The sequence below is a fragment of the Bacillus sp. SIMBA_026 genome, from assembly GCF_046535335.1.
In the GTDB taxonomy this organism is placed as follows: domain Bacteria; phylum Bacillota; class Bacilli; order Bacillales; family Bacillaceae; genus Bacillus; species Bacillus velezensis.
Map to the genome: position 1 here is coordinate 825,260 of NZ_JAWRWX010000002.1, position 17,657 is coordinate 842,916.

General features: G+C 49.4%; 18 protein-coding genes. 14 read left to right on the top strand and 4 right to left on the bottom strand.

Annotation, left to right across the window (positions count from 1 at the left end; translation table 11 throughout):
- Nucleotides 1-139 precede the first annotated feature (139 nt).
- Together SB847_RS14990 and SB847_RS14995 are read right to left on the bottom strand one after the other, a co-directional pair.
- A complete protein-coding gene (locus SB847_RS14990) occupies nucleotides 140-274 on the bottom strand; it encodes a hypothetical protein (RefSeq protein ID WP_369719122.1) in 135 nt (44 codons plus the stop codon).
- Nucleotides 275-325: 51 nt separating this feature from the next.
- Nucleotides 326-916, bottom strand: a complete 591-nt coding sequence (locus SB847_RS14995) for a DNA-3-methyladenine glycosylase (RefSeq protein WP_032875710.1) — start codon at nucleotides 914-916, stop codon at nucleotides 326-328.
- Between the two features lie 241 nt (nucleotides 917-1,157).
- Between SB847_RS14995 and SB847_RS15000 the strand changes: the two genes are divergently transcribed.
- The 13 genes from SB847_RS15000 to katX all read left to right on the top strand — a co-directional run bounded on the left by SB847_RS15000 (nucleotide 1,158) and on the right by katX (nucleotide 14,049).
- Nucleotides 1,158-2,156 (top strand): FecCD family ABC transporter permease, encoded by a 999-nt coding sequence (locus tag SB847_RS15000; RefSeq protein WP_042635747.1) that lies wholly within the window; start codon nucleotides 1,158-1,160, stop codon nucleotides 2,154-2,156.
- Nucleotides 2,157-3,170: a FecCD family ABC transporter permease gene (locus SB847_RS15005; protein WP_021494727.1), complete on the top strand. Its 1,014-nt coding sequence runs from the start codon at nucleotides 2,157-2,159 to the stop codon at nucleotides 3,168-3,170. It begins immediately after the preceding gene.
- A 16-nt stretch (nucleotides 3,171-3,186) separates the two neighbouring features.
- Nucleotides 3,187-4,083 (top strand): ABC transporter substrate-binding protein, encoded by an 897-nt coding sequence (locus SB847_RS15010; protein ID WP_410577985.1) that lies wholly within the window; start codon nucleotides 3,187-3,189, stop codon nucleotides 4,081-4,083.
- A gap of 103 nt (nucleotides 4,084-4,186) precedes the next feature.
- Nucleotides 4,187-4,537 (top strand): ArsR/SmtB family transcription factor, encoded by a 351-nt coding sequence (locus tag SB847_RS15015; RefSeq protein ID WP_410577987.1) that lies wholly within the window; start codon nucleotides 4,187-4,189, stop codon nucleotides 4,535-4,537.
- Between the two features lie 13 nt (nucleotides 4,538-4,550).
- Nucleotides 4,551-5,849 (top strand): arsenical efflux pump membrane protein ArsB, encoded by a 1,299-nt coding sequence (locus SB847_RS15020; RefSeq protein WP_032875696.1) that lies wholly within the window; start codon nucleotides 4,551-4,553, stop codon nucleotides 5,847-5,849.
- Between the two features lie 153 nt (nucleotides 5,850-6,002).
- Entirely contained in the window at nucleotides 6,003-6,314 is a 312-nt protein-coding gene (locus tag SB847_RS15025) for a PTS sugar transporter subunit IIB (RefSeq protein ID WP_007614670.1), read from the top strand.
- A 14-nt stretch (nucleotides 6,315-6,328) separates the two neighbouring features.
- Nucleotides 6,329-6,646, top strand: coding sequence for a PTS lactose/cellobiose transporter subunit IIA (locus tag SB847_RS15030; protein ID WP_044802409.1), 318 nt, complete (start codon nucleotides 6,329-6,331; stop codon nucleotides 6,644-6,646).
- Between the two features lie 18 nt (nucleotides 6,647-6,664).
- Nucleotides 6,665-7,984, top strand: a complete 1,320-nt coding sequence (gene celB / locus SB847_RS15035; RefSeq protein ID WP_410577989.1) for a PTS cellobiose transporter subunit IIC — start codon at nucleotides 6,665-6,667, stop codon at nucleotides 7,982-7,984.
- A gap of 29 nt (nucleotides 7,985-8,013) precedes the next feature.
- Nucleotides 8,014-9,414, top strand: coding sequence for a glycoside hydrolase family 1 protein (locus SB847_RS15040; RefSeq protein WP_410577990.1), 1,401 nt, complete (start codon nucleotides 8,014-8,016; stop codon nucleotides 9,412-9,414).
- A 19-nt stretch (nucleotides 9,415-9,433) separates the two neighbouring features.
- The gene (locus SB847_RS15045; RefSeq protein ID WP_410577992.1) at nucleotides 9,434-10,315 is read left to right on the top strand and encodes an ROK family protein; all 882 of its coding nucleotides are present in this window, start codon (nucleotides 9,434-9,436) and stop codon (nucleotides 10,313-10,315) included.
- Nucleotides 10,312-11,256: a mannose-6-phosphate isomerase, class I gene (manA, locus tag SB847_RS15050; RefSeq protein ID WP_410577994.1), complete on the top strand. Its 945-nt coding sequence runs from the start codon at nucleotides 10,312-10,314 to the stop codon at nucleotides 11,254-11,256. The genes SB847_RS15045 and manA overlap by 4 nt, the downstream gene beginning before the upstream one ends.
- 19 nt (nucleotides 11,257-11,275) lie before the next feature.
- Nucleotides 11,276-12,358: a glycosyl hydrolase gene (locus tag SB847_RS15055; RefSeq protein ID WP_410577996.1), complete on the top strand. Its 1,083-nt coding sequence runs from the start codon at nucleotides 11,276-11,278 to the stop codon at nucleotides 12,356-12,358.
- A gap of 77 nt (nucleotides 12,359-12,435) precedes the next feature.
- Nucleotides 12,436-14,049 (top strand): catalase KatX, encoded by a 1,614-nt coding sequence (gene katX, locus SB847_RS15060; RefSeq protein ID WP_038460354.1) that lies wholly within the window; start codon nucleotides 12,436-12,438, stop codon nucleotides 14,047-14,049.
- A 38-nt stretch (nucleotides 14,050-14,087) separates the two neighbouring features.
- Here katX and SB847_RS15065 read toward each other — a convergent pair whose 3' ends face one another.
- Nucleotides 14,088-15,074 (bottom strand): choloylglycine hydrolase family protein, encoded by a 987-nt coding sequence (locus tag SB847_RS15065; RefSeq protein WP_007614685.1) that lies wholly within the window; start codon nucleotides 15,072-15,074, stop codon nucleotides 14,088-14,090.
- A 316-nt stretch (nucleotides 15,075-15,390) separates the two neighbouring features.
- Here SB847_RS15065 and SB847_RS15070 point away from each other — a divergent pair, with 316 nt between their 5' ends.
- Complete coding sequence (locus tag SB847_RS15070; RefSeq protein WP_015240847.1) at nucleotides 15,391-16,749, top strand: purine-cytosine permease family protein; 1,359 nt, start codon at nucleotides 15,391-15,393, stop codon at nucleotides 16,747-16,749.
- A 13-nt stretch (nucleotides 16,750-16,762) separates the two neighbouring features.
- Here the strand turns inward: SB847_RS15070 and SB847_RS15075 are convergent, their stop codons facing one another.
- Nucleotides 16,763-17,593, bottom strand: coding sequence for an NAD(P)H-hydrate dehydratase (locus SB847_RS15075; protein WP_410577998.1), 831 nt, complete (start codon nucleotides 17,591-17,593; stop codon nucleotides 16,763-16,765).
- Nucleotides 17,594-17,657: the final 64 nt, after the last annotated feature.

The window sequence follows — 17,657 nt, forward strand, 5'->3', positions numbered from 1 at the left end:
ACCTCCTATCAGATCAGATGCAGACGTGAAAAATGGGCAAAAAGAATGAGGAAGGGGTAAATGTATGTAAATTCTATAATGGGAAGGATTTCAAGTCAATGCGGCAATCCGATGCCAAGCCCGTAAAAAAACAGCCGGATCAGCCGGCTGTTCGGGATGCGGACATGCGGTTCCGCTTAGATGCCTTCCGTTCTTTTATGATTTTTCTGATGATCGGATAGATGACGGGCGCCCATTTGATAATCGTTTTGAAAAATTTTTTCAATGTCTGAATCCCCTTTCTTTTACCTTGTCTTTCCCCTGTTATCAGCGGTTATAAACATGGTCAGCGTGAGACATACCGGTTCCCCGTCACCCAATAGCGCCACGGATAATCCCGGGCTTCTCCGCTGTTGTCAATCCCGATTCTCGGGCCTGTTGATATATGTTCAGGCGTAAAGCCCTCGGTAATATACAGCGGCGGTTCCGTGATCATGCCGCCGTAGTCGTTCATTGAAATGCCCATCGCCTTCGTCAGTTTTCCCGGGCCGTTTGTCCACTCTCTCGGGGGTCTGCCCGGTCTCCTGCTCTCCATCAGGAACTGTCCTTCATGAGGCTCCGCCGCCCTGATTAACACGGCCTGCGGAATGCCGATGTCCGCGGCGACGACGTTCATTAATGTATGAGTGTGCATGACGTATGTATAAATGCGGCCCGCCTCATGGAACATAATTTCCGTCCGTTTCGTGCGCCGGTTGCCGAAGCTGTGCGCCGCCCGGTCATCCGCTCCCATATAAGCTTCCGTTTCCACGATAAAACCTGAAGCCGTTCCCTCGTCCGTCTCCTTCACCAAGAGACAGCCGAGCAATAAAGGGGCAAGCTCCACTGACGGTCTCTGGTAAAATTCAATCGGCAAAGGCTTTCGTTCTCCCGCCATTTGCCTCCCTCCTTTCTGAATATAGCGATTTCCTCTTTCACGTTTTTCACTTCTTTTTTACAATATAAACATGAGAGAAAAAAGGACATCATTGTTGAACGCTCTATTGCGTTTTGAAAATCAGCTCGGTATAATATGATGGTTCAAATGAAAATGATTCTCATATTCAATAAATACCGGACAATGATCATAAAAGTAGGTGAATTGATTTTTGAGCGATTCTGTCACGTCCGCAAACCGTCTGATCAGCATCTTAAAAAACGGGGTTTTCTTCCTGATCGCGGTGATCGGGCTGCTTGTATCTATTTTTTTCGCCGTCTCATTCGGCGCGAAAGACATTACTTTACATACGGTTTGGTCGGCTGTTGCTGATTACAATCCGAACATAACGGGCCAGCAGATCATTCATGAATTGCGTCTTCCGAGGGTGCTCGGGGCGGCCGTTACAGGAGCCGCTTTTGCCGCAGCCGGCGCCCTCATGCAGGGTGTCACGAGAAACCCGCTTGCCGATTCGGGTGTCTTAGGCGTAAACGCGGGCGCCATGTTTGTTGTTGCACTCAGCTTTGCTTTTTTCCCTCATTTGTCATACGCCCTGCTGATGGTGATGTCATTTTTGGGAGCACTGGCAAGCACCGGCTTGATTTTCTTTATCAGTGCGGCGGGAAAAGGCAGCATGACACCTTTAAAGGTGACGCTTGCCGGAGCGGTCGTGGCCGCTCTTTTACATTCACTCAGTACCGGTGTGGCGATTTATTACGATTTAAGCCAGGATTTGGCCTTCTGGTACGCCGGCGGGGTGTCAGGGATCAAGTGGGCTCATTTACAAGTCCTTGTTCCCGTGATTGCGGTCTTCATCATTCTCGCGACATTCATGGGCCGGTCCGTCACCCTTCTCTCAATGGGAAATGACGTGGCGGCGAATTTAGGGGTGAACACGGCTCTGACGCGTGCCGCCGGATTAATGATCGCCGTCGTTCTTGCCGGTGTGTCTGTTTCCGCTGCCGGCGCGATCGGCTTTGTTGGGCTGGTTATTCCCCATATCGCGCGAAAGATCGTCGGCGTTACGTACAGGCTGATTATTCCGATGTCCGCGTTACTCGGCGCGATTCTATTGATTTTGGCTGACCTGGCCTCACGCACGGTCAGTCCCCCGAGGGAATTGGCGATAGGCATTATGGTCGCACTTGTCGGTGTCCCTTTCTTTCTTTATATTGCCCGCAAGGAAGGGAGAGACTTATAAATGAAAGTGCAGAAAGAAACAAAAAAAGCGGCGGCGGCAGGACTCATTCTGCTGGTCATCGCCGTTTGCATGATTCTGATCGGGCTGCATACGGGCTCATTCCGGCTTTCTCCTCTCACCGTGGGAAAAACGCTGTTCGGATACGGCACGTTTCAAAGCACAACCGTTTTATTCGATTACCGGCTTCCCCGGATTCTGGTGACGATGCTGGCCGGCATCGGTTTAGGAGTGTCGGGCGCTATTTTGCAGGGTGTATCCCGAAATCCGCTTGCCGATCCGGGCATTCTCGGACTGCATGCCGGCGCTTCCTTCGGTTTGATGATGTATATCACATTCTTTCATTCCTTGGAGGCGCAGGCATCGATGTTCATCCCGCTGTTTACGTTTGCGGGCGGAACACTCGCCGCCCTGCTGATCGTAGTGCTTACGTACGACAGGCTGAACGGTTTTTTAACGATCCGCATGCTGTTAGTCGGGATCGCCGTTTCCGCGGGCTTCAGCGCCGTTACATTGTTTATGTCGCTGCGCCTGAATGAAGAAACCTATACATTCGCTTCCCGCTGGCTGGTGGGAAACGTCTGGGGCAGGGATTGGATTCACGTGTGGTCGCTATTGCCCTGGATCGGCATTCTCGCACCGCTTGCATGGCTGAACGCCCGGTCTTTGAATATTTTAATGCTCGGTGACCAGGCAGCCGCGGGGCTCGGCGCACACGTGCAGAGAAAAAGGATCATGCTGATCGCCATAGCGGTCGGCTTGTCCTGCGCGAGCGTCGCGATGGCCGGGGGAATCGGCTTTATCGGCTTTGCCGCCCCTCACTTGGCAAGACGGCTCGTCGGCACCATGCATCAGCATATTATTCCGATTGCGGGATTAATCGGACTTGTCATTCTTGTCGCGGCAGACACCATCGGCCGGTCTTTGTTTCAGCCGAACGCCATTCCGGCCGGCGTGGTTGCGGCAGCCATCGGCGCGCCGTATTTTCTCTATCTCGTCATGAAAATCAAATCATAAAACAAGGAGTATTCCCATGAAAAAAATAATTGCGCTCATCAGTTTCATGTGTATTTTCTTATTGGCTGCCTGCCAATCCGATTCAACACAGCCGGAGTCAAAAAAGAAATCCGGCGATCATAAAATCGCTTCGATGTCCATTCACCTGACAAATGATCTGCTGGCTCTCGGCGTTACACCGGCCGGTTCCGTCGTGGGCGGAGAATTAAAAGATTTTCTCCCTCATGTGAAAAATCAGCTGAAAGACACGAAAAAACTCGGACCTGCCTCAGACCCGGATATGGAAGCTTTACTTGAGCTGAATCCAGACAACATTTATCTTGATAAAGAATTTGCGGGAAAAGATGTGTCAAAATACAAGAAAATCGGAAACACACACGTTTTCGACCTTGATAACGGCACTTGGCGCGATCATTTAAAAGACATCGGAAAAATCGTCAACCGTGAAAAAGAAGCGAAAACATTTATTCAAGATTACGAAGATGAAACAAAACAAGTCAGATCCATGATGAATAAGGAATTGGGGAAAAACGCCAAAGTCATGGCGATCCGCGTGAACGCAAAAGAGCTTCGCGTCTTCAGCACACGCCGTCCGATGGGACCGATTCTGTTTGACGATCTGAAGCTGAAACCGGCTGACGGCATTAAAGAAATGAACACCTCCCGCCCTTATGAAGTCATTTCTCAAGAAGTGCTGCCTGATTACAACGCAGATGCGATTTTCGTCGTCGTTAACAGAGACGACAAGTCACAGCAAGCCTATAAAGAATTGCAAAAAAGCGCTGTATGGAAAGGGCTGAAGGCCGTGAAAGCAAACCACGTCTATAAAATTGCCGATCAGCCTTGGCTTGATTATTCAGCACTGGGAAATAAATTAGCAATGGATGAAGCGAAAAAACTGTTCCAAAAATAAACATGAGCCGGTTTTGCAAAAAGTGCAAGACCGGCTTTTTTTATATTGTCGTTTACTTATATAAACATCTGCTTATATAATAGTGTGAAAAAGGAGTGAGCGCATGGAACGGCGGCATCATGCTTTAAGTTCCGAAGGGATCAGCCAGTGCCTCAAGCTTCTAAGCGACCGGACGAGGCTTTTGATGCTGAAGCTTCTGGAGGATAAGGAATATTGTGTCTGCGAGCTGACGGCTATTTTTGATATAAGTCAACCCGGCATCAGCCAGCACTTGCGGAAATTAAAGAACGCCGGCCTTGTGCGGGAAAGACGCGAGGGCCAGTGGCGGTACTATGCCATTCATCCGTCCGGTCCGGAATACGCGCTGGTTTGCTCGATTCTGCAGCAGATAGATGAAAAGGACGAAGTTTTACAGACATTGCGGCAAAAAGAAGTCACTGTTACATGCCGGTAAGGGGGATATATTCTTGGGAGTTGCGGTTTTATCAGCGCTGATTTTTGTGCTGACACTTGTGTTTGTCATATGGCAGCCGAAACATGTATCAATCGGCTGGTCTGCCTGCGGCGGAGCGGTCCTCGCTTTGATCGCCGGAGCAGTCAGCCTGCACGATATCGCGGAAGTGACGGGAATCGTCTGGAATGCGACACTTGCCTTTATCGCCATTATTATCATTTCATTGATTCTTGACAGTATCGGTTTTTTTGAGTGGGCCGCGCTGCATATGGCCATGGCGGCCAAAGGCAGCGGGCTGCGGATGTTTCTCTATGTGTCGGTCTTAGGGGCTGTTGTCTCCGCCCTGTTTGCCAATGACGGAGCGGCGCTCATTTTGACGCCGATCGTACTGGCGATGGTGCGGGCTTTGAATTTACCTGAAAAGCTGGTTTTTCCGTTTATTATCGCCGGAGGATTCATCGCCGACACCACCTCGCTTCCGCTCGTTGTAAGCAATTTGGTCAATATTGTATCCGCCGATTACTTTCATATCGGGTACATTGAATATGCATCACGCATGCTGGTGCCCAACCTTTTTTCTCTGGCGGCAAGCATTTTGGTGCTGTATCTCTATTTCAGAAAAAACATTCCGAAACGGTATGACACCGGTCTTGTGAAACATCCGGCATCCGCGATTAAGGATGAACGCCTTTTCCGGTTATCGTGGGCTGTGCTGGCCGTTTTATTGATCGGATATTTCGTCAGCGAACTGCTGTCGATACCCGTTTCCTTCGTTGCCGGCTCCATCGCGGTCATTTTTCTCATTCTGGCGCAGCGAAGCCCCGCCGTCCCTGCGAAACAAGTCATCAAGGACGCCCCGTGGGCCATCGTGTTTTTTTCTGTCGGCATGTATGTTGTCGTGTACAGCTTGCGGAATGCCGGACTGACGGATCTTCTTTCTCAGCTTATTCAGAAAGCGGCGGATCACGGTTTGTTTGCGGGCACACTCGGAATGGGGTTTATCGCTGCGATCCTCTCCTCCGTTATGAATAACCTGCCGACGGTGATGATTGACGCCATAGCCATCAGCGGAACGGGCACTCACGGGCTGATGAGAGAAGCATTGATTTACGCGAATGTTATCGGTTCGGACCTCGGGCCGAAAATTACGCCGATCGGATCGCTGGCGACATTGTTATGGCTCCACGTGCTGAGCCGGAAAAACGTGAAAATTTCCTGGGGAATGTATTTCAAGACAGGTCTGATATTAACCATTCCGACGTTATTTATCACCCTGATCGGACTCTATTTATGGCTGTTATGGCTCGCTTGAGATGAAAAACCTTTTAAGTTGAATCTTAAAAGGTTTTTTTGTGTCAAAAATCCGAAAAGTAAAACTTTTATATTTTAAAAGTATAGACATTTAATTTGAAAAGATTATAATATTCATGAAAACGTTTTAACTTTATGAAAGAAGGGATTCCTCATGAAAAGAATTTTATTAGCCTGCAGCTCAGGCATGTCCACCAGCCTTCTTGTCACGAAAATGCAGAATTACGCCCGCTCCATCGGTGAGGAAGCCGAGATTTGGGCAGTCGGACAGGATAAAGCAAAAGAAGCGATGAAAGATGCAGACGTCGTACTGATCGGCCCGCAGATGAGTTTTTTAAAAGGTGAGCTTCAGAAAGAGGCGGACCCGCTTCACATCACCGTTGATGTGATTGATATGATGGCATACGGCATGGGGGACGGCAAAAAAGCTTACGAACAGGCCGTTGCCTTGATAGAGAACAAATAAAGGAGGCGATAAGCATGGAAACGTACACGGATGAACAGATCAGTTTTCAGCTGATTCTTCACAGCGGCAATGCCCGCAGCAATATTATTCAATCGATACGCGCATATAAAGACGGCCGGCCAGATGAGTCAGGCACCTTTCTGACAAAGGCTGAAGAAGAACTGGGGAAAGCGCATGACATCCATTTTCAGATGATTCAAAAAGAAGCCGGCGGCGCCAAGACGGATGTCTCTCTGCTTTTTATGCATGCTGAAGACCACTTAATGTCAGCGCTTTCAATGAAAGAGCTCGTTAAAGAAATGCTCGACTTATTTCAATCAAAAAATTTATAGAAAGCCGGGGGTGAAGACGTGTTTGAGAAAATCAGCCAATTCCTTATTCCGATCGCGGGCAAATTAAACAATAACCGCTACTTGCAAGTCTTACGGGATGCTTTTATGCTGGCGTTTCCGCTGACCATTTTCGGTTCGGTGTTCGTCGTGCTGACGAACCTGCCGTTTTTAAACAAAATCATGAGCAGCTCCGCACTGTCTGTCTTTCAATCCGGATTTGGCGGCGCTTCGACGGCGACGATGGGGATTATGTCCATTTTTGTCGTCTTCGGGATCGGCTATTACCTTTCCAAAAGCTACGAAGTGGAGGCCGTATTCGGCGGAGCGATCGCATTGGTTTCTTTTCTGCTGCTCACCCCGTTCGTCTTAGAGCCGGAAACGGGCAAAGCGATCGCAGGCGTCATTCCGGTTGACCGGCTTGGAGCAAAAGGGATGTTTCTCGGCATGATTACCGCGTTTTTGTCAGGTGAAATCTACAGAAGAATCGTCCAGAGAAACTTAACGATTAAGATGCCTGCCGGTGTTCCTCCGGCTGTTGCTAAATCGTTCGCCGCATTGATTCCGGCTTTTATCACACTTACCGTCTTCCTCTTGATCAATGCGGCTGTCACCCAGATCTTTCACACCAATCTGCATGATGTCATTTATCATACGGTTCAAGCCCCGCTTGTCGGACTTGGAAGCGGCATCATTCCTACATTAATCGCTGTTTTCTTTATTCAGATTTTATGGTTTTTCGGACTTCACGGACAAATCATTATCAACTCCGTGATGGACCCGATCTGGAATACATTACAGGTCGAAAATTTGGCAGCTTATACAGCGGGAAAAGAGATTCCCCATATTATTTCTAAGCCGTTTATGGAGATTTACACCGTCGGAATGGGCGGAACCGGAATGACATTGGCCATAGTGATCGCCATCTTGCTTTTTATGAAAAGCAAACAGATGAAACAGATATCCAAACTCGGTCTCGCGCCGGGCATTTTCAACGTCAATGAGCCGGTTATTTTCGGTTTGCCGATCGTGATGAACCCGATCATTATCATTCCGTGGGTGATCGCGCCGATGGTTGTCACACTTGTTACCTACCTGGCCATGTCGGCGGGGATCGTGCCCCCTCCTACCGGCGTGACCGTGCCTTGGACCGTCCCCCTATTCATTAACGGGATTATGGCGACCAATTCCGTCATGGGCGGCATCATGCAGCTGGTCAACCTCTGTATTGTGTTTGTCATCTGGTTCCCGTTTCTTAAAGCGCTGGACAAATTAAACATGGCAAAGGAAAAAGAAGCTGAGACCGAGCAGCATGCCCGGGATGACAGCATGAGTATGTAATCAAAATCGCAGTAAGGGAGAGAAATCAATTGACTGAATCAAATATTCAATATCGTTTTCCGGAAGGATTCTGGTGGGGGTCTTCCGCCTCCGCCACCCAAACAGAAGGCGCCGCCGACAGAGACGGAAAAAGCCAAAACATATGGGATTACTGGTATGAAAAAGAGCCGAGCCGTTTTTTTAACGGCGTCGGTCCCGGCGACACGTCACGTTTTTACGATCAATACAAGGAGGATATCCGGCTGATGAAAGAAATCGGCCACAACTCCTTCCGGCTGTCTATTTCCTGGTCAAGATTGATTCCGGACGGAACTGGCGAGGTCAATCAGAAAGCGGTCGCGTTTTATCAGGACGTCATCGATGAAATGCTTGCCCATCATATTGAGCCGTTTGTCAATTTGTTTCACTTTGACATGCCGCTTGCCCTTCAGCGTAAGGGAGGCTGGGTCAGCCGGGACACCGTTGACGCGTTTGAACATTACGCCAAAACCTGCTTTTCGCTATTCGGTGACAAAGTGAAAAAATGGTTCACTCACAACGAGCCGATTGTGCCGATTGAAGGCGGCTACTTATACGACTTTCACTACCCGAATCATGTTAATTTTCAAGAAGCGGTGCAGGCCGGCTTCCATACCCTGCTGTCGAATGCAAGGGCTGTCAAAGCCTACAGAGAATTGAAACAGGACGGACAAATCGGAATCATTCTGAATCTGACGCCTTCTTATCCGAGAAGCTCACATCCTGAAGATGTCAAAGCGTCCCGGATTGCCGACGCCTTTTTCAACCGCTCATTTTTAGATCCCGCCGTAAAGGGCGAATTTCCTGAGGAGCTTGTCGAGATTCTCAAGGCGGAAGGCTTTCTGCCGCATTATGAGAAAGAAGATCTCCGCCTCATTCAGGAGCATACGGTCGACCTGTTAGGCGTGAACTACTATCAGCCGAGGCGCGTCAAGGCAAAAGAACATGTTCCGAATCCGCATGCCCCTTTCCTGCCTGAGCGTTTCTTCGATCCGTATGTCATGCCCGGCCGGAAAATGAACCCTCACCGCGGGTGGGAAATTTACGAAAAAGGAATCTATGACATTCTCACCAATCTCAGAGAACATTACGGAAATATCGAGTGTTTTATTTCTGAGAACGGCATGGGAGTAGAAGGCGAGGAACGCTTCCGCGATGAAAACGGCATCATTCAGGATGATTACAGGATTGAATTTATCCAGGAACATCTGAAATGGGTGCATCGGGCCATCGGAGAAGGTTCAAATGTAAAAGGCTATCACCTGTGGACTTTCATGGACAACTGGTCTTGGACAAACGCTTATAAAAACCGCTACGGCTTTGTATCTGTCAATCTGGAAAACGGGGGCGAACGGACTGTCAAAAAAAGCGGCCGCTGGTTCAAATCCGTTTCCGATCAAAACGGATTTTAACAGATGAGGAGGGACGGCCATGCTTGGAGGTATTGAAGCCGGCGGCACGAAATTTGTCTGTGCCGCCGGACAAAGAGACGGCACCATTCTGGACAGAGCAGAGTTTCCGACGGGAGAACCGGATGACACACTCAGACAGGTGATCCGTTACTTTAAAGATTTCCCGATAGACGCCATCGGCATCGGGTCATTCGGGCCGATTGATATCCGTCCCGACAGTCAAACATACGGGTGCATCACCGCGACGCCGAAGACAGCCTGGCGGAACTGCCCTATTCTTCAAACGATCAAAAGCGCTCTGGATATTCCCGCAGGCTTCACCACCGACGTTAATGCGGCGGCGCTTGGAGAAGCTTCTTTCGGCGCGGCCAAAAACGCGGACAGCTGCCTCTATTTGACGGTCGGCACAGGCATCGGCGCGGGCGCCATCATGAACGGCAGATTTGTTCAAGGGCTGTCTCATCCTGAAATGGGCCACATTTATGTCAGAAGACATCCGGACGACGGCTACAAGGGCAATTGCCCATACCATACAGATTGTCTGGAAGGCCTCGCGGCAGGCCCCGCCATTGAGAAACGCTGGGGGAAAAAAGCAGTTCTGCTCACGGATCAGCAGGAAGTGTGGGAGCTTGAGGCCTATTATATTGCCGAAGCGCTTGTGCAGTATATTCTCATACTTTCGCCGGAAAAGATCATTCTCGGCGGGGGCGTCATGAAGCAGCGGCAGCTGTTCTCTTCTATCCGTCAGCACGTGAAAAAGCGGCTGAATCAATATATTGATCTGCCCGATATTGAAAAATACATCGTTCCCCCTCAATTAGGGATTCACTCCGGTGCGGCCGGTTCGCTCGTATTGGCGAAGCAGGCCTTAGAAGCGGCAAACCGGGAGGCGGGAAAATGACGAAGCTCTTATTTTTGGAACCGGTTTTTAAAGAAAGATTATGGGGCGGGACGAAGCTGCGCGATACATTCGGGTATGAGACTCCTTCTGAGCGGACGGGCGAGTGCTGGGCGATTTCAGCTCATCCGCACGGCACATCCATCGTGCGGAACGGGCCTTTTTCCGGATCATCATTACACCGTCTCTGGAATGAACACCCTGAACTGTTCGGACATCCGAAAGAAGACGCTTTTCCCCTGCTCACAAAAATTCTTGACGCAAATATGGACTTATCCGTACAGGTGCATCCGGATGACGCATATGCACATCGGCATGAAAACGGCGAACTCGGAAAAACGGAATGCTGGTACGTGTTGGACTGCAAAAAAGACGCGGAGCTCATTTTAGGGCATCGCGCCCAAACGAGAGAAGACTTCGTTCGGCTCATTGAACGAAACAAGTGGGATCACCTGCTCCGCCGCATCCCCATTAAACCCGGCGACTTTTTCTATGTCCCGAGCGGCACACTGCACGCTTTATGTGAAGGTACGCTCGTTCTTGAAATCCAGCAAAGCTCTGATGCCACCTACCGGCTTTACGACTATGACCGGACGGATGGGAACGGGAATAAACGCGAGCTTCATCTTCAGAAAGCAATTGACGTAACAGAGATTCCTCATACCGATGAAAAAGTAAAAAGCACAAAGCATCGGATCGGAGATGCTCTCATTACAATACTCGCAGAGACACCGTTCTTTTCAGTTTATCAATGGAATGTGAGCGGGAAAGCATCATTCCCCGCCCCCGGCCGGTATTTACTCGCAAGCGTCATTAAAGGACGCGGAGAACTGGATGGATGCCCCGTTCACAAAGGCGATCACTTTATCGTGCCGGCGGATTCCGGAGATTTTGTTATAGAAGGAGATTGTGAGGTTATCGTTTCACATCCTTCATCACCCTAAAAATCAGGAGGTCTTTTATATGCTCAAAAAGTTAGCCGTCTGCCTGTCTATCGTTTTATTACTCTCAGGAGCCGCCAGTCCGATATCGGCTCACACCGTTTATCCCGTCAACCCAAATGCCCAGCAGACGACAAAAGATATCATGAACTGGCTGGCGCACCTGCCCAACCGTTCAGAAAACAGGGTCATGTCCGGGGCGTTCGGCGGGTACAGCGATGTCACTTTTTCAATGACAGAGGAAAACCGCTTGAAAAACGCGACGGGACAGTCTCCCGCCATCTACGGCTGTGACTATGGGAGAGGATGGCTTGAAACAGCGGATATCACCGATACTATCGATTACAGCTGCAACAGCAGCTTAATCTCATACTGGAAAAGCGGCGGCCTCCCTCAGGTCAGCCTGCATCTCGCAAATCCGGCTTTTCCATCCGGAAACTATAAAACGGCCATCTCAAACAGCCAGTACAAAAACATCCTGGACCCTTCAACTGTTGAAGGAAAACGCCTTGAGGCGCTGCTCAGCAAAATCGCCGACGGCCTTACTCAGCTGAAAAATCAAGGCGTCACCGTTCTGTTCAGACCGCTGCATGAAATGAACGGCGAGTGGTTCTGGTGGGGGCTGACAGGCTACAACCAAAAAGACACGGAAAGAATCTCGCTGTACAAAGAGCTTTACAAGAAGATATACCGCTATATGACAGAGACAAGAGGATTGGATAACCTTTTGTGGGTGTATTCGCCGGATGCCAACAGAGACTTTAAAACAGACTTCTACCCAGGCTCATCTTATGTGGATATTACCGGTCTGGACGCTTACTTCACTGATCCGTATGCGATATCAGGCTATGATGAAATGCTGTCTCTGAAAAAACCGTTTGCCTTTGCCGAAACCGGTCCGTCCGGCAATATCGAAAGCTTTGATTATGCTGCTTTTATCAATGCGATCAGGCAAAAGTATCCCGAGACCACGTACTTTTTGACATGGGATGAACAATTAAGTCCGGCGGCCAATCAAGGCGCGCAAAGCCTTTATCAAAACAGCTGGACGCTGAACAAGGGCGAAATATGGAACGGCGGGTCCTTGACGCCGATTGCGGAATAACTGCTTCTTTTAAAAATCGGTTTTAAGAAACGGCTCTGCTGGGCATATTGTTACCGTTCAAAAAGGAGGGTTCAACAATGGAAAATAACAAAAACAGCGAAGAAACGCTTTCCAGTAAGACGACCGGTAAAGGCGAGTCAGAAGACACGCTGACAAACCGGCAGGGCCATCCGGTCACTGACAACCAGAATGTCAGGACAGTCGGCAATAGAGGACCGACGACATTGGAGAATTATGATTTTTTGGAGAAAATCAGCCACTTTGACCGCGAACGGATTCCCGAGCGCGTCGTTCACGCGCGCGGCGCCGGGGCACACGGATACTTTGAGGCGTACGGAAGTTTTGGAGACGAGGAGATTTCTACATACACAAGAGCGAAAGTGTTTCAAAAGAAAGGAATGAAAACTCCGGCGTTTGTGCGGTTTTCTACCGTCAACCACGGAAAGCATTCCCCGGAAACATTGCGTGATCCCCGGGGTTTTGCCGTTAAGCTTTATACCGAAGACGGCAACTGGGATCTGGTCGGCAACAACCTGAAAATCTTTTTTATCCGTGATCCGCTGAAGTTCCCGGATCTTGTGCACGCATTTCAGCCTGATCCCGTTACGAACATTCAGGACGGCGAGCGTATTTTCGACTTCATTTCCCAATCACCGGAAGCGACTCATATGATCACTTTCTTGTTTTCGCCGTGGGGCATCCCGGCCAACTACCGGCAGATGCAGGGCTCAGGCGTCCATGCCTACAAATGGGTCAATGAAGAAGGTAAAGCCGTGCTCGTCAAATATCACTTTGAACCGAAACAGGGCATCCGCAACCTGACACAGAAGGAAGCGGAAGAGATTCAGGGGAAAAACTTTAACCATGCGACACAGGATTTGTATGAAGCGATTGAAAAAGGCGATTACCCTGAATGGGAAGTGTATGCGCAAATCATGACTGATGATGAACACCCCGAGCTGGATTTTGATCCGCTTGATCCGACCAAGCTGTGGTATAAAGACGATTTCCCTTGGAAGCCGATCGGTAAATTGGTTCTGAATAAAAACCCGGAAAACTACCATGCCGAGGTGGAACAGGCCTCATTCGGAACGGGCGTGCTTGTGGACGGCCTTGATTTTTCAGATGACAAATTACTTCAGGGGCGGACATTCGCCTATTCAGATACCCAGCGGTACCGGGTCGGCGCAAATTACCTGCAGCTTCCGATCAACTCGCCGAAAAAGCATGTCGCCACCAACCAGGAAGGCGGGCAAATGCAGTATCGGGTCGATCGGGCAGAAGGACAAAACCCGCACGTCAACTATGAGCCGTCCATTATGGGAGGACTCAACGAAGCAAAGCAGGATGGGAAAGACCATACACCTCATGTCGAAGGCGATGTGAAGCGGGAAGCGATCGACCGGTCGAATAACTTCGGCCAGGCCGGAGAAACATACCGCAGATTTTCGGAATTTGAACGGAACGAATTGATCACAAACTTGGTCAATACGCTTTCTTCCTGCCGGAAAGACATTCAGGATCAAATGATTGAGAATTTCACAAAAGCAGATCCGGACTACGGAAAACGTGTTGCGGAAGGGCTGAAAAAAGCCTCCGAAAGCAACAGCGGCGGGCCGATCGGCACTACAGATACGGCACAAGCCGCAAAACAGGCTGAACAGGAAAGCCATCCGTCTGATCCGTATTAAATAAAAAAACAGGACAATCGCGTCCTGTTTTTTTTGAGCTAATTCAGCTCCTGTATATTCTGCTCCGCCGCGGCCGCAAATACTTTCGGCTCCGGACGGTCAAGATCTTCATGGAATAAACTTACTTTGTGAATCTGCCGGTTGTCGTACAGATGAAAGTAGTAGTTCCCGGTGTCACAGCACATGACCGACGTATACTGCGTATAATCAATTTCATTCTCCTCTGTGATCACCGCGCCTTTTGGAATATTCACATTGGACAGCACGTGAAAAGCGGCCGTAACGCCATCCGTTTCATGAGCGGCAGGCTCTAAATGCTCTTTCAGATAAGCGGCTCTGATGAATCGGGATGGCGGCGTGTAATCACCGGGAAGCCCGATCGTTCCAGATCCTTGGCCGAAAGCGGTTAATGTCATTCCGCCCAATGTTTTGCTTTCTGACTGCTGCGGCCTGATTCCGATATAATGGCGCAGATTGGTCACATGCCAAGGAAATTCCGGACTGTTGGTCATCACTCCGGGTTGGTTGTCATATACTTTCATTCCCTCCGGTGTCGGCTCGATGACAATGCAGCCGCCCGTGCGGTCTGATAAAATCCAATGAAGAGGCAGCACCGTATCCAATAACATTAACTTCTTCTCTACAATCGTCAGCATTGAGAGCTTTTCCTTTATGTCTTCAAGAGATTCACAGTTTGATAAGGCCCAGGTGACAAACTCATGAGGAGCGATGTGACAGGTGCCCTCCCGTTCCGCTTTCTCGTATCCCGCAAAACCCGGAAAATACAGCGTCGCACACGACAGCCCTTTTTCATTTACGCCATCGGCAAACAGAACATTGCCGAGATTTCTCCCCATGCCGATAAATGCGTATTTCGTCTTATGCATCCTGCCGTCAGCTTCGCTTTTCCAGCTGTACTGACGAGGGTAAAGCACGACGTCCGTACCGAGCTGAAATGCAAAATCCATCGTTCGCGCCAATAGGTGATTACCGTCTGTCGTTTTCAATGTAAGACTTGTACACATATCATCAATCCCCTTTTCATTAATGAAATTTACACAAAGTAAACTATTCTTTCAGCTTAACGAATAATGGCTCCATTCGTCAAAAGATTGACACATTTCTCCTTAATACATATTAGTCCGTAAGCATATCCATGCCTTTTAAACCTTGGCAAATCGTTTTGGCGGCAGTGTTTGTACCGTTTTTCAAAAAAACCTTTGAACGGCTGTCAGCGAGGCTTTACAATGTTTTTCCTGCATGCTGGAATTTGTAAACGGCAGGTCAATCTGTTAAGCTATGTCTTTATGTTAAAGAAGAACATACGGAGGAGATTATCTATTGAAAGTAGAAAGGCGAACGATTGAACATATTCCGCATGACGAAAGACACGGAAAGGCTAAAGATTTATTCCCCGTCTGGTTCGGGGCTAATATGCATATTACGACGTTAGTCACAGGCACACTGCCTGTTACAATGGGACTCGATCTCTTTTGGAGTATCGCCGCCATTATTATCGGAACCTTTATCGGCGCAATCTTTATGGCGTCTCATTCCGCACAAGGACCTCAGCTCGGAATTCCGCAAATGATTCAAAGCCGCGCGCAATTCGGCGTGATCGGAGCGATTCTGCCCCTCTTTTTGGTCATGTTTATCTACCTGGGCTTCTTTGCGAGCAGTACGATTCTCGCAGCCGGTACACTGAGCAGCTTTGTACCGATTCCGGCTTCATGGTGTATTATCGGCTTAAGCGCCATCTGTTTTTTACTCACGATCTACGGTCATGATCTGATTCACAAAATGCAGAAAATCCTCTCTTGGACCTCCTTTGCCGTTTTTTTTGCTGCAACGATTCTTATTTTTCAACTGCCGATTCCTTCAGGAAGCTGGGTGCCCGGCTCATTAGACTTGCCTGTTTTTCTAGTGGCGGTCAGCGCGGTGGCCACATGGCAGCTGGCATATGCACCATATGTCGCAGATTATTCCCGTTATCTGCCGGTCAAAACACCGGCATCGCATACCTTTTGGTACAGCTACGCAGGTACGTCAGTCAGTTCCATCTGGATGATGCTTCTCGGCGCCATTTTGACGACGGCGCTCCCGGAATTTACCGCTAATGCGGGAAATGAGATTGTCCGATTGTTCGGTCCGTTTTCCTTTATTATGCTGATCATTGTCCTGTTCGGACAAATGGCGATCAACGTCTTTAATTTATACGGAGCCTTTATGTCAACGACGACTACTTTGGAGCCGTTTTTAAAACTGAAGGTGACGCCGAAAACGAGAGTGGTAATGATCCTTTGTGTGACGGCAGCGGGTACTGTATTAAGTCTACTGGGCCAAAGCAATTTCATGGAACTGTTTTTAAATTTCATCTTTTTCATCAGTTATTTCTTAATTCCATGGACGGCGATCAACCTCGTGGATTACTATTTTATCCGACGCGGAAAATACCACGTCAAATCGATGTTTGACGTCAACGGACAATATGGCAGGGTCAATTGGATTACAGCGGCCGCCTTCGTTTTGTCGATTATATTAGAAATCCCGTTCATCAATACATCCTTTTACATCGGGCCGCTCGCTGAAATATTCGGCGGAGGCGACATTGCCTGGGTCATCGGCCTGGCCGTTCCGTCGCTGCTGTATTATGTCCTGATGAAATCAAGGGTAAAACAACAAGAGGCGCCTTCCCTATGAAGACGCCTTTTCTTTATTCATATTCCTTCCATACACGCGGCAGCAGTTCAGAAAGTTCTTGCGCCAATAAGGTATGGGCGGAGCGCTCTTTCGTCCATAATTCCGCACATTCGCCGTGAAGGCGGACGGCGTTCAATACGGCATGCTTCGGGTCTTGATGACAGCACAGCATGCCGAGAATCATTCCCGTCAGCGTGTCGCCGGTCCCCCCTTTTGCAAGCGCGCCGTTTCCGGTTGTATTTCTGCGGCATTCCCCGTCGGGAAAAGCGATAATGGTTTCGTTTCCTTTCAGGACAATCGTGGCGTGAAGCCGCTCCGCCCATTCCGCGGCATATCCCGCTCTGTTCTGCTGAATCTCTTGAATCGGAAGGCCTGTCATTCTGGAAAATTCGCCGGGATGAGGCGTCAAGATCACGGGGGCTTTCCTCTTTGGATAGGTTCTTTTCGTAATGGCGCCCGCGTCCAGTATGACGGGATAATCGGCAGAAAGCAGCTGATCAGCCGCCTGCTGCACTTCGTCTGTTTGAGGAAGGCCCGGCCCGATGGCAGCGGCCCGGATGGTTTCCCCGGGCTGGCCCGCCGCGGCTTTTTTCCAGCCGTCACGCCAGTACGTCGCTTCCGGCAGCACCGGGACGATAAGCGGGATGACGCCTGCCGATGTACCGATGACGAGCTTGCCGACACCGCTTCTCATCGCGCCCAATCCGGCCAGAAGGGCGGCTCCCGGCATGTCATCGCTCCCGGCCAGCAATAACGCCGTCCCGAACGTTCCTTTATGGCTGTCTGCCTCCCGCTTCGGCAGCGTATCTTTCACATCCTGTTCCGTCCAATCCATTATATTCATCTCTGTACCTCCTCTTCTGTCTCCTATTTATATTCCAAACAAGAAGAGATTTTAAACCGCACAA

Bases quoted from the DNA above. Each gene is read 5' to 3' on its own strand.
- SB847_RS14995 (WP_032875710.1), bottom strand. From the start codon at position 916: ATGGCGGGAGAACGAAAGCCTTTGCCGATTGAATTTTACCAGAGACCG.
- SB847_RS15005 (WP_021494727.1), top strand. From the start codon at position 2,157: ATGAAAGTGCAGAAAGAAACAAAAAAAGCGGCGGCGGCAGGACTCATT.
- SB847_RS15010 (WP_410577985.1), top strand. From the start codon at position 3,187: ATGAAAAAAATAATTGCGCTCATCAGTTTCATGTGTATTTTCTTATTG.
- SB847_RS15015 (WP_410577987.1), top strand. From the start codon at position 4,187: ATGGAACGGCGGCATCATGCTTTAAGTTCCGAAGGGATCAGCCAGTGC.
- SB847_RS15025 (WP_007614670.1), top strand. From the start codon at position 6,003: ATGAAAAGAATTTTATTAGCCTGCAGCTCAGGCATGTCCACCAGCCTT.
- SB847_RS15030 (WP_044802409.1), top strand. From the start codon at position 6,329: ATGGAAACGTACACGGATGAACAGATCAGTTTTCAGCTGATTCTTCAC.
- SB847_RS15045 (WP_410577992.1), top strand. From the start codon at position 9,434: ATGCTTGGAGGTATTGAAGCCGGCGGCACGAAATTTGTCTGTGCCGCC.
- manA (WP_410577994.1), top strand. From the start codon at position 10,312: ATGACGAAGCTCTTATTTTTGGAACCGGTTTTTAAAGAAAGATTATGG.
- SB847_RS15055 (WP_410577996.1), top strand. From the start codon at position 11,276: ATGCTCAAAAAGTTAGCCGTCTGCCTGTCTATCGTTTTATTACTCTCA.
- katX (WP_038460354.1), top strand. From the start codon at position 12,436: ATGGAAAATAACAAAAACAGCGAAGAAACGCTTTCCAGTAAGACGACC.
- SB847_RS15065 (WP_007614685.1), bottom strand. From the start codon at position 15,074: ATGTGTACAAGTCTTACATTGAAAACGACAGACGGTAATCACCTATTG.
- SB847_RS15075 (WP_410577998.1), bottom strand. From the start codon at position 17,593: ATGAATATAATGGATTGGACGGAACAGGATGTGAAAGATACGCTGCCG.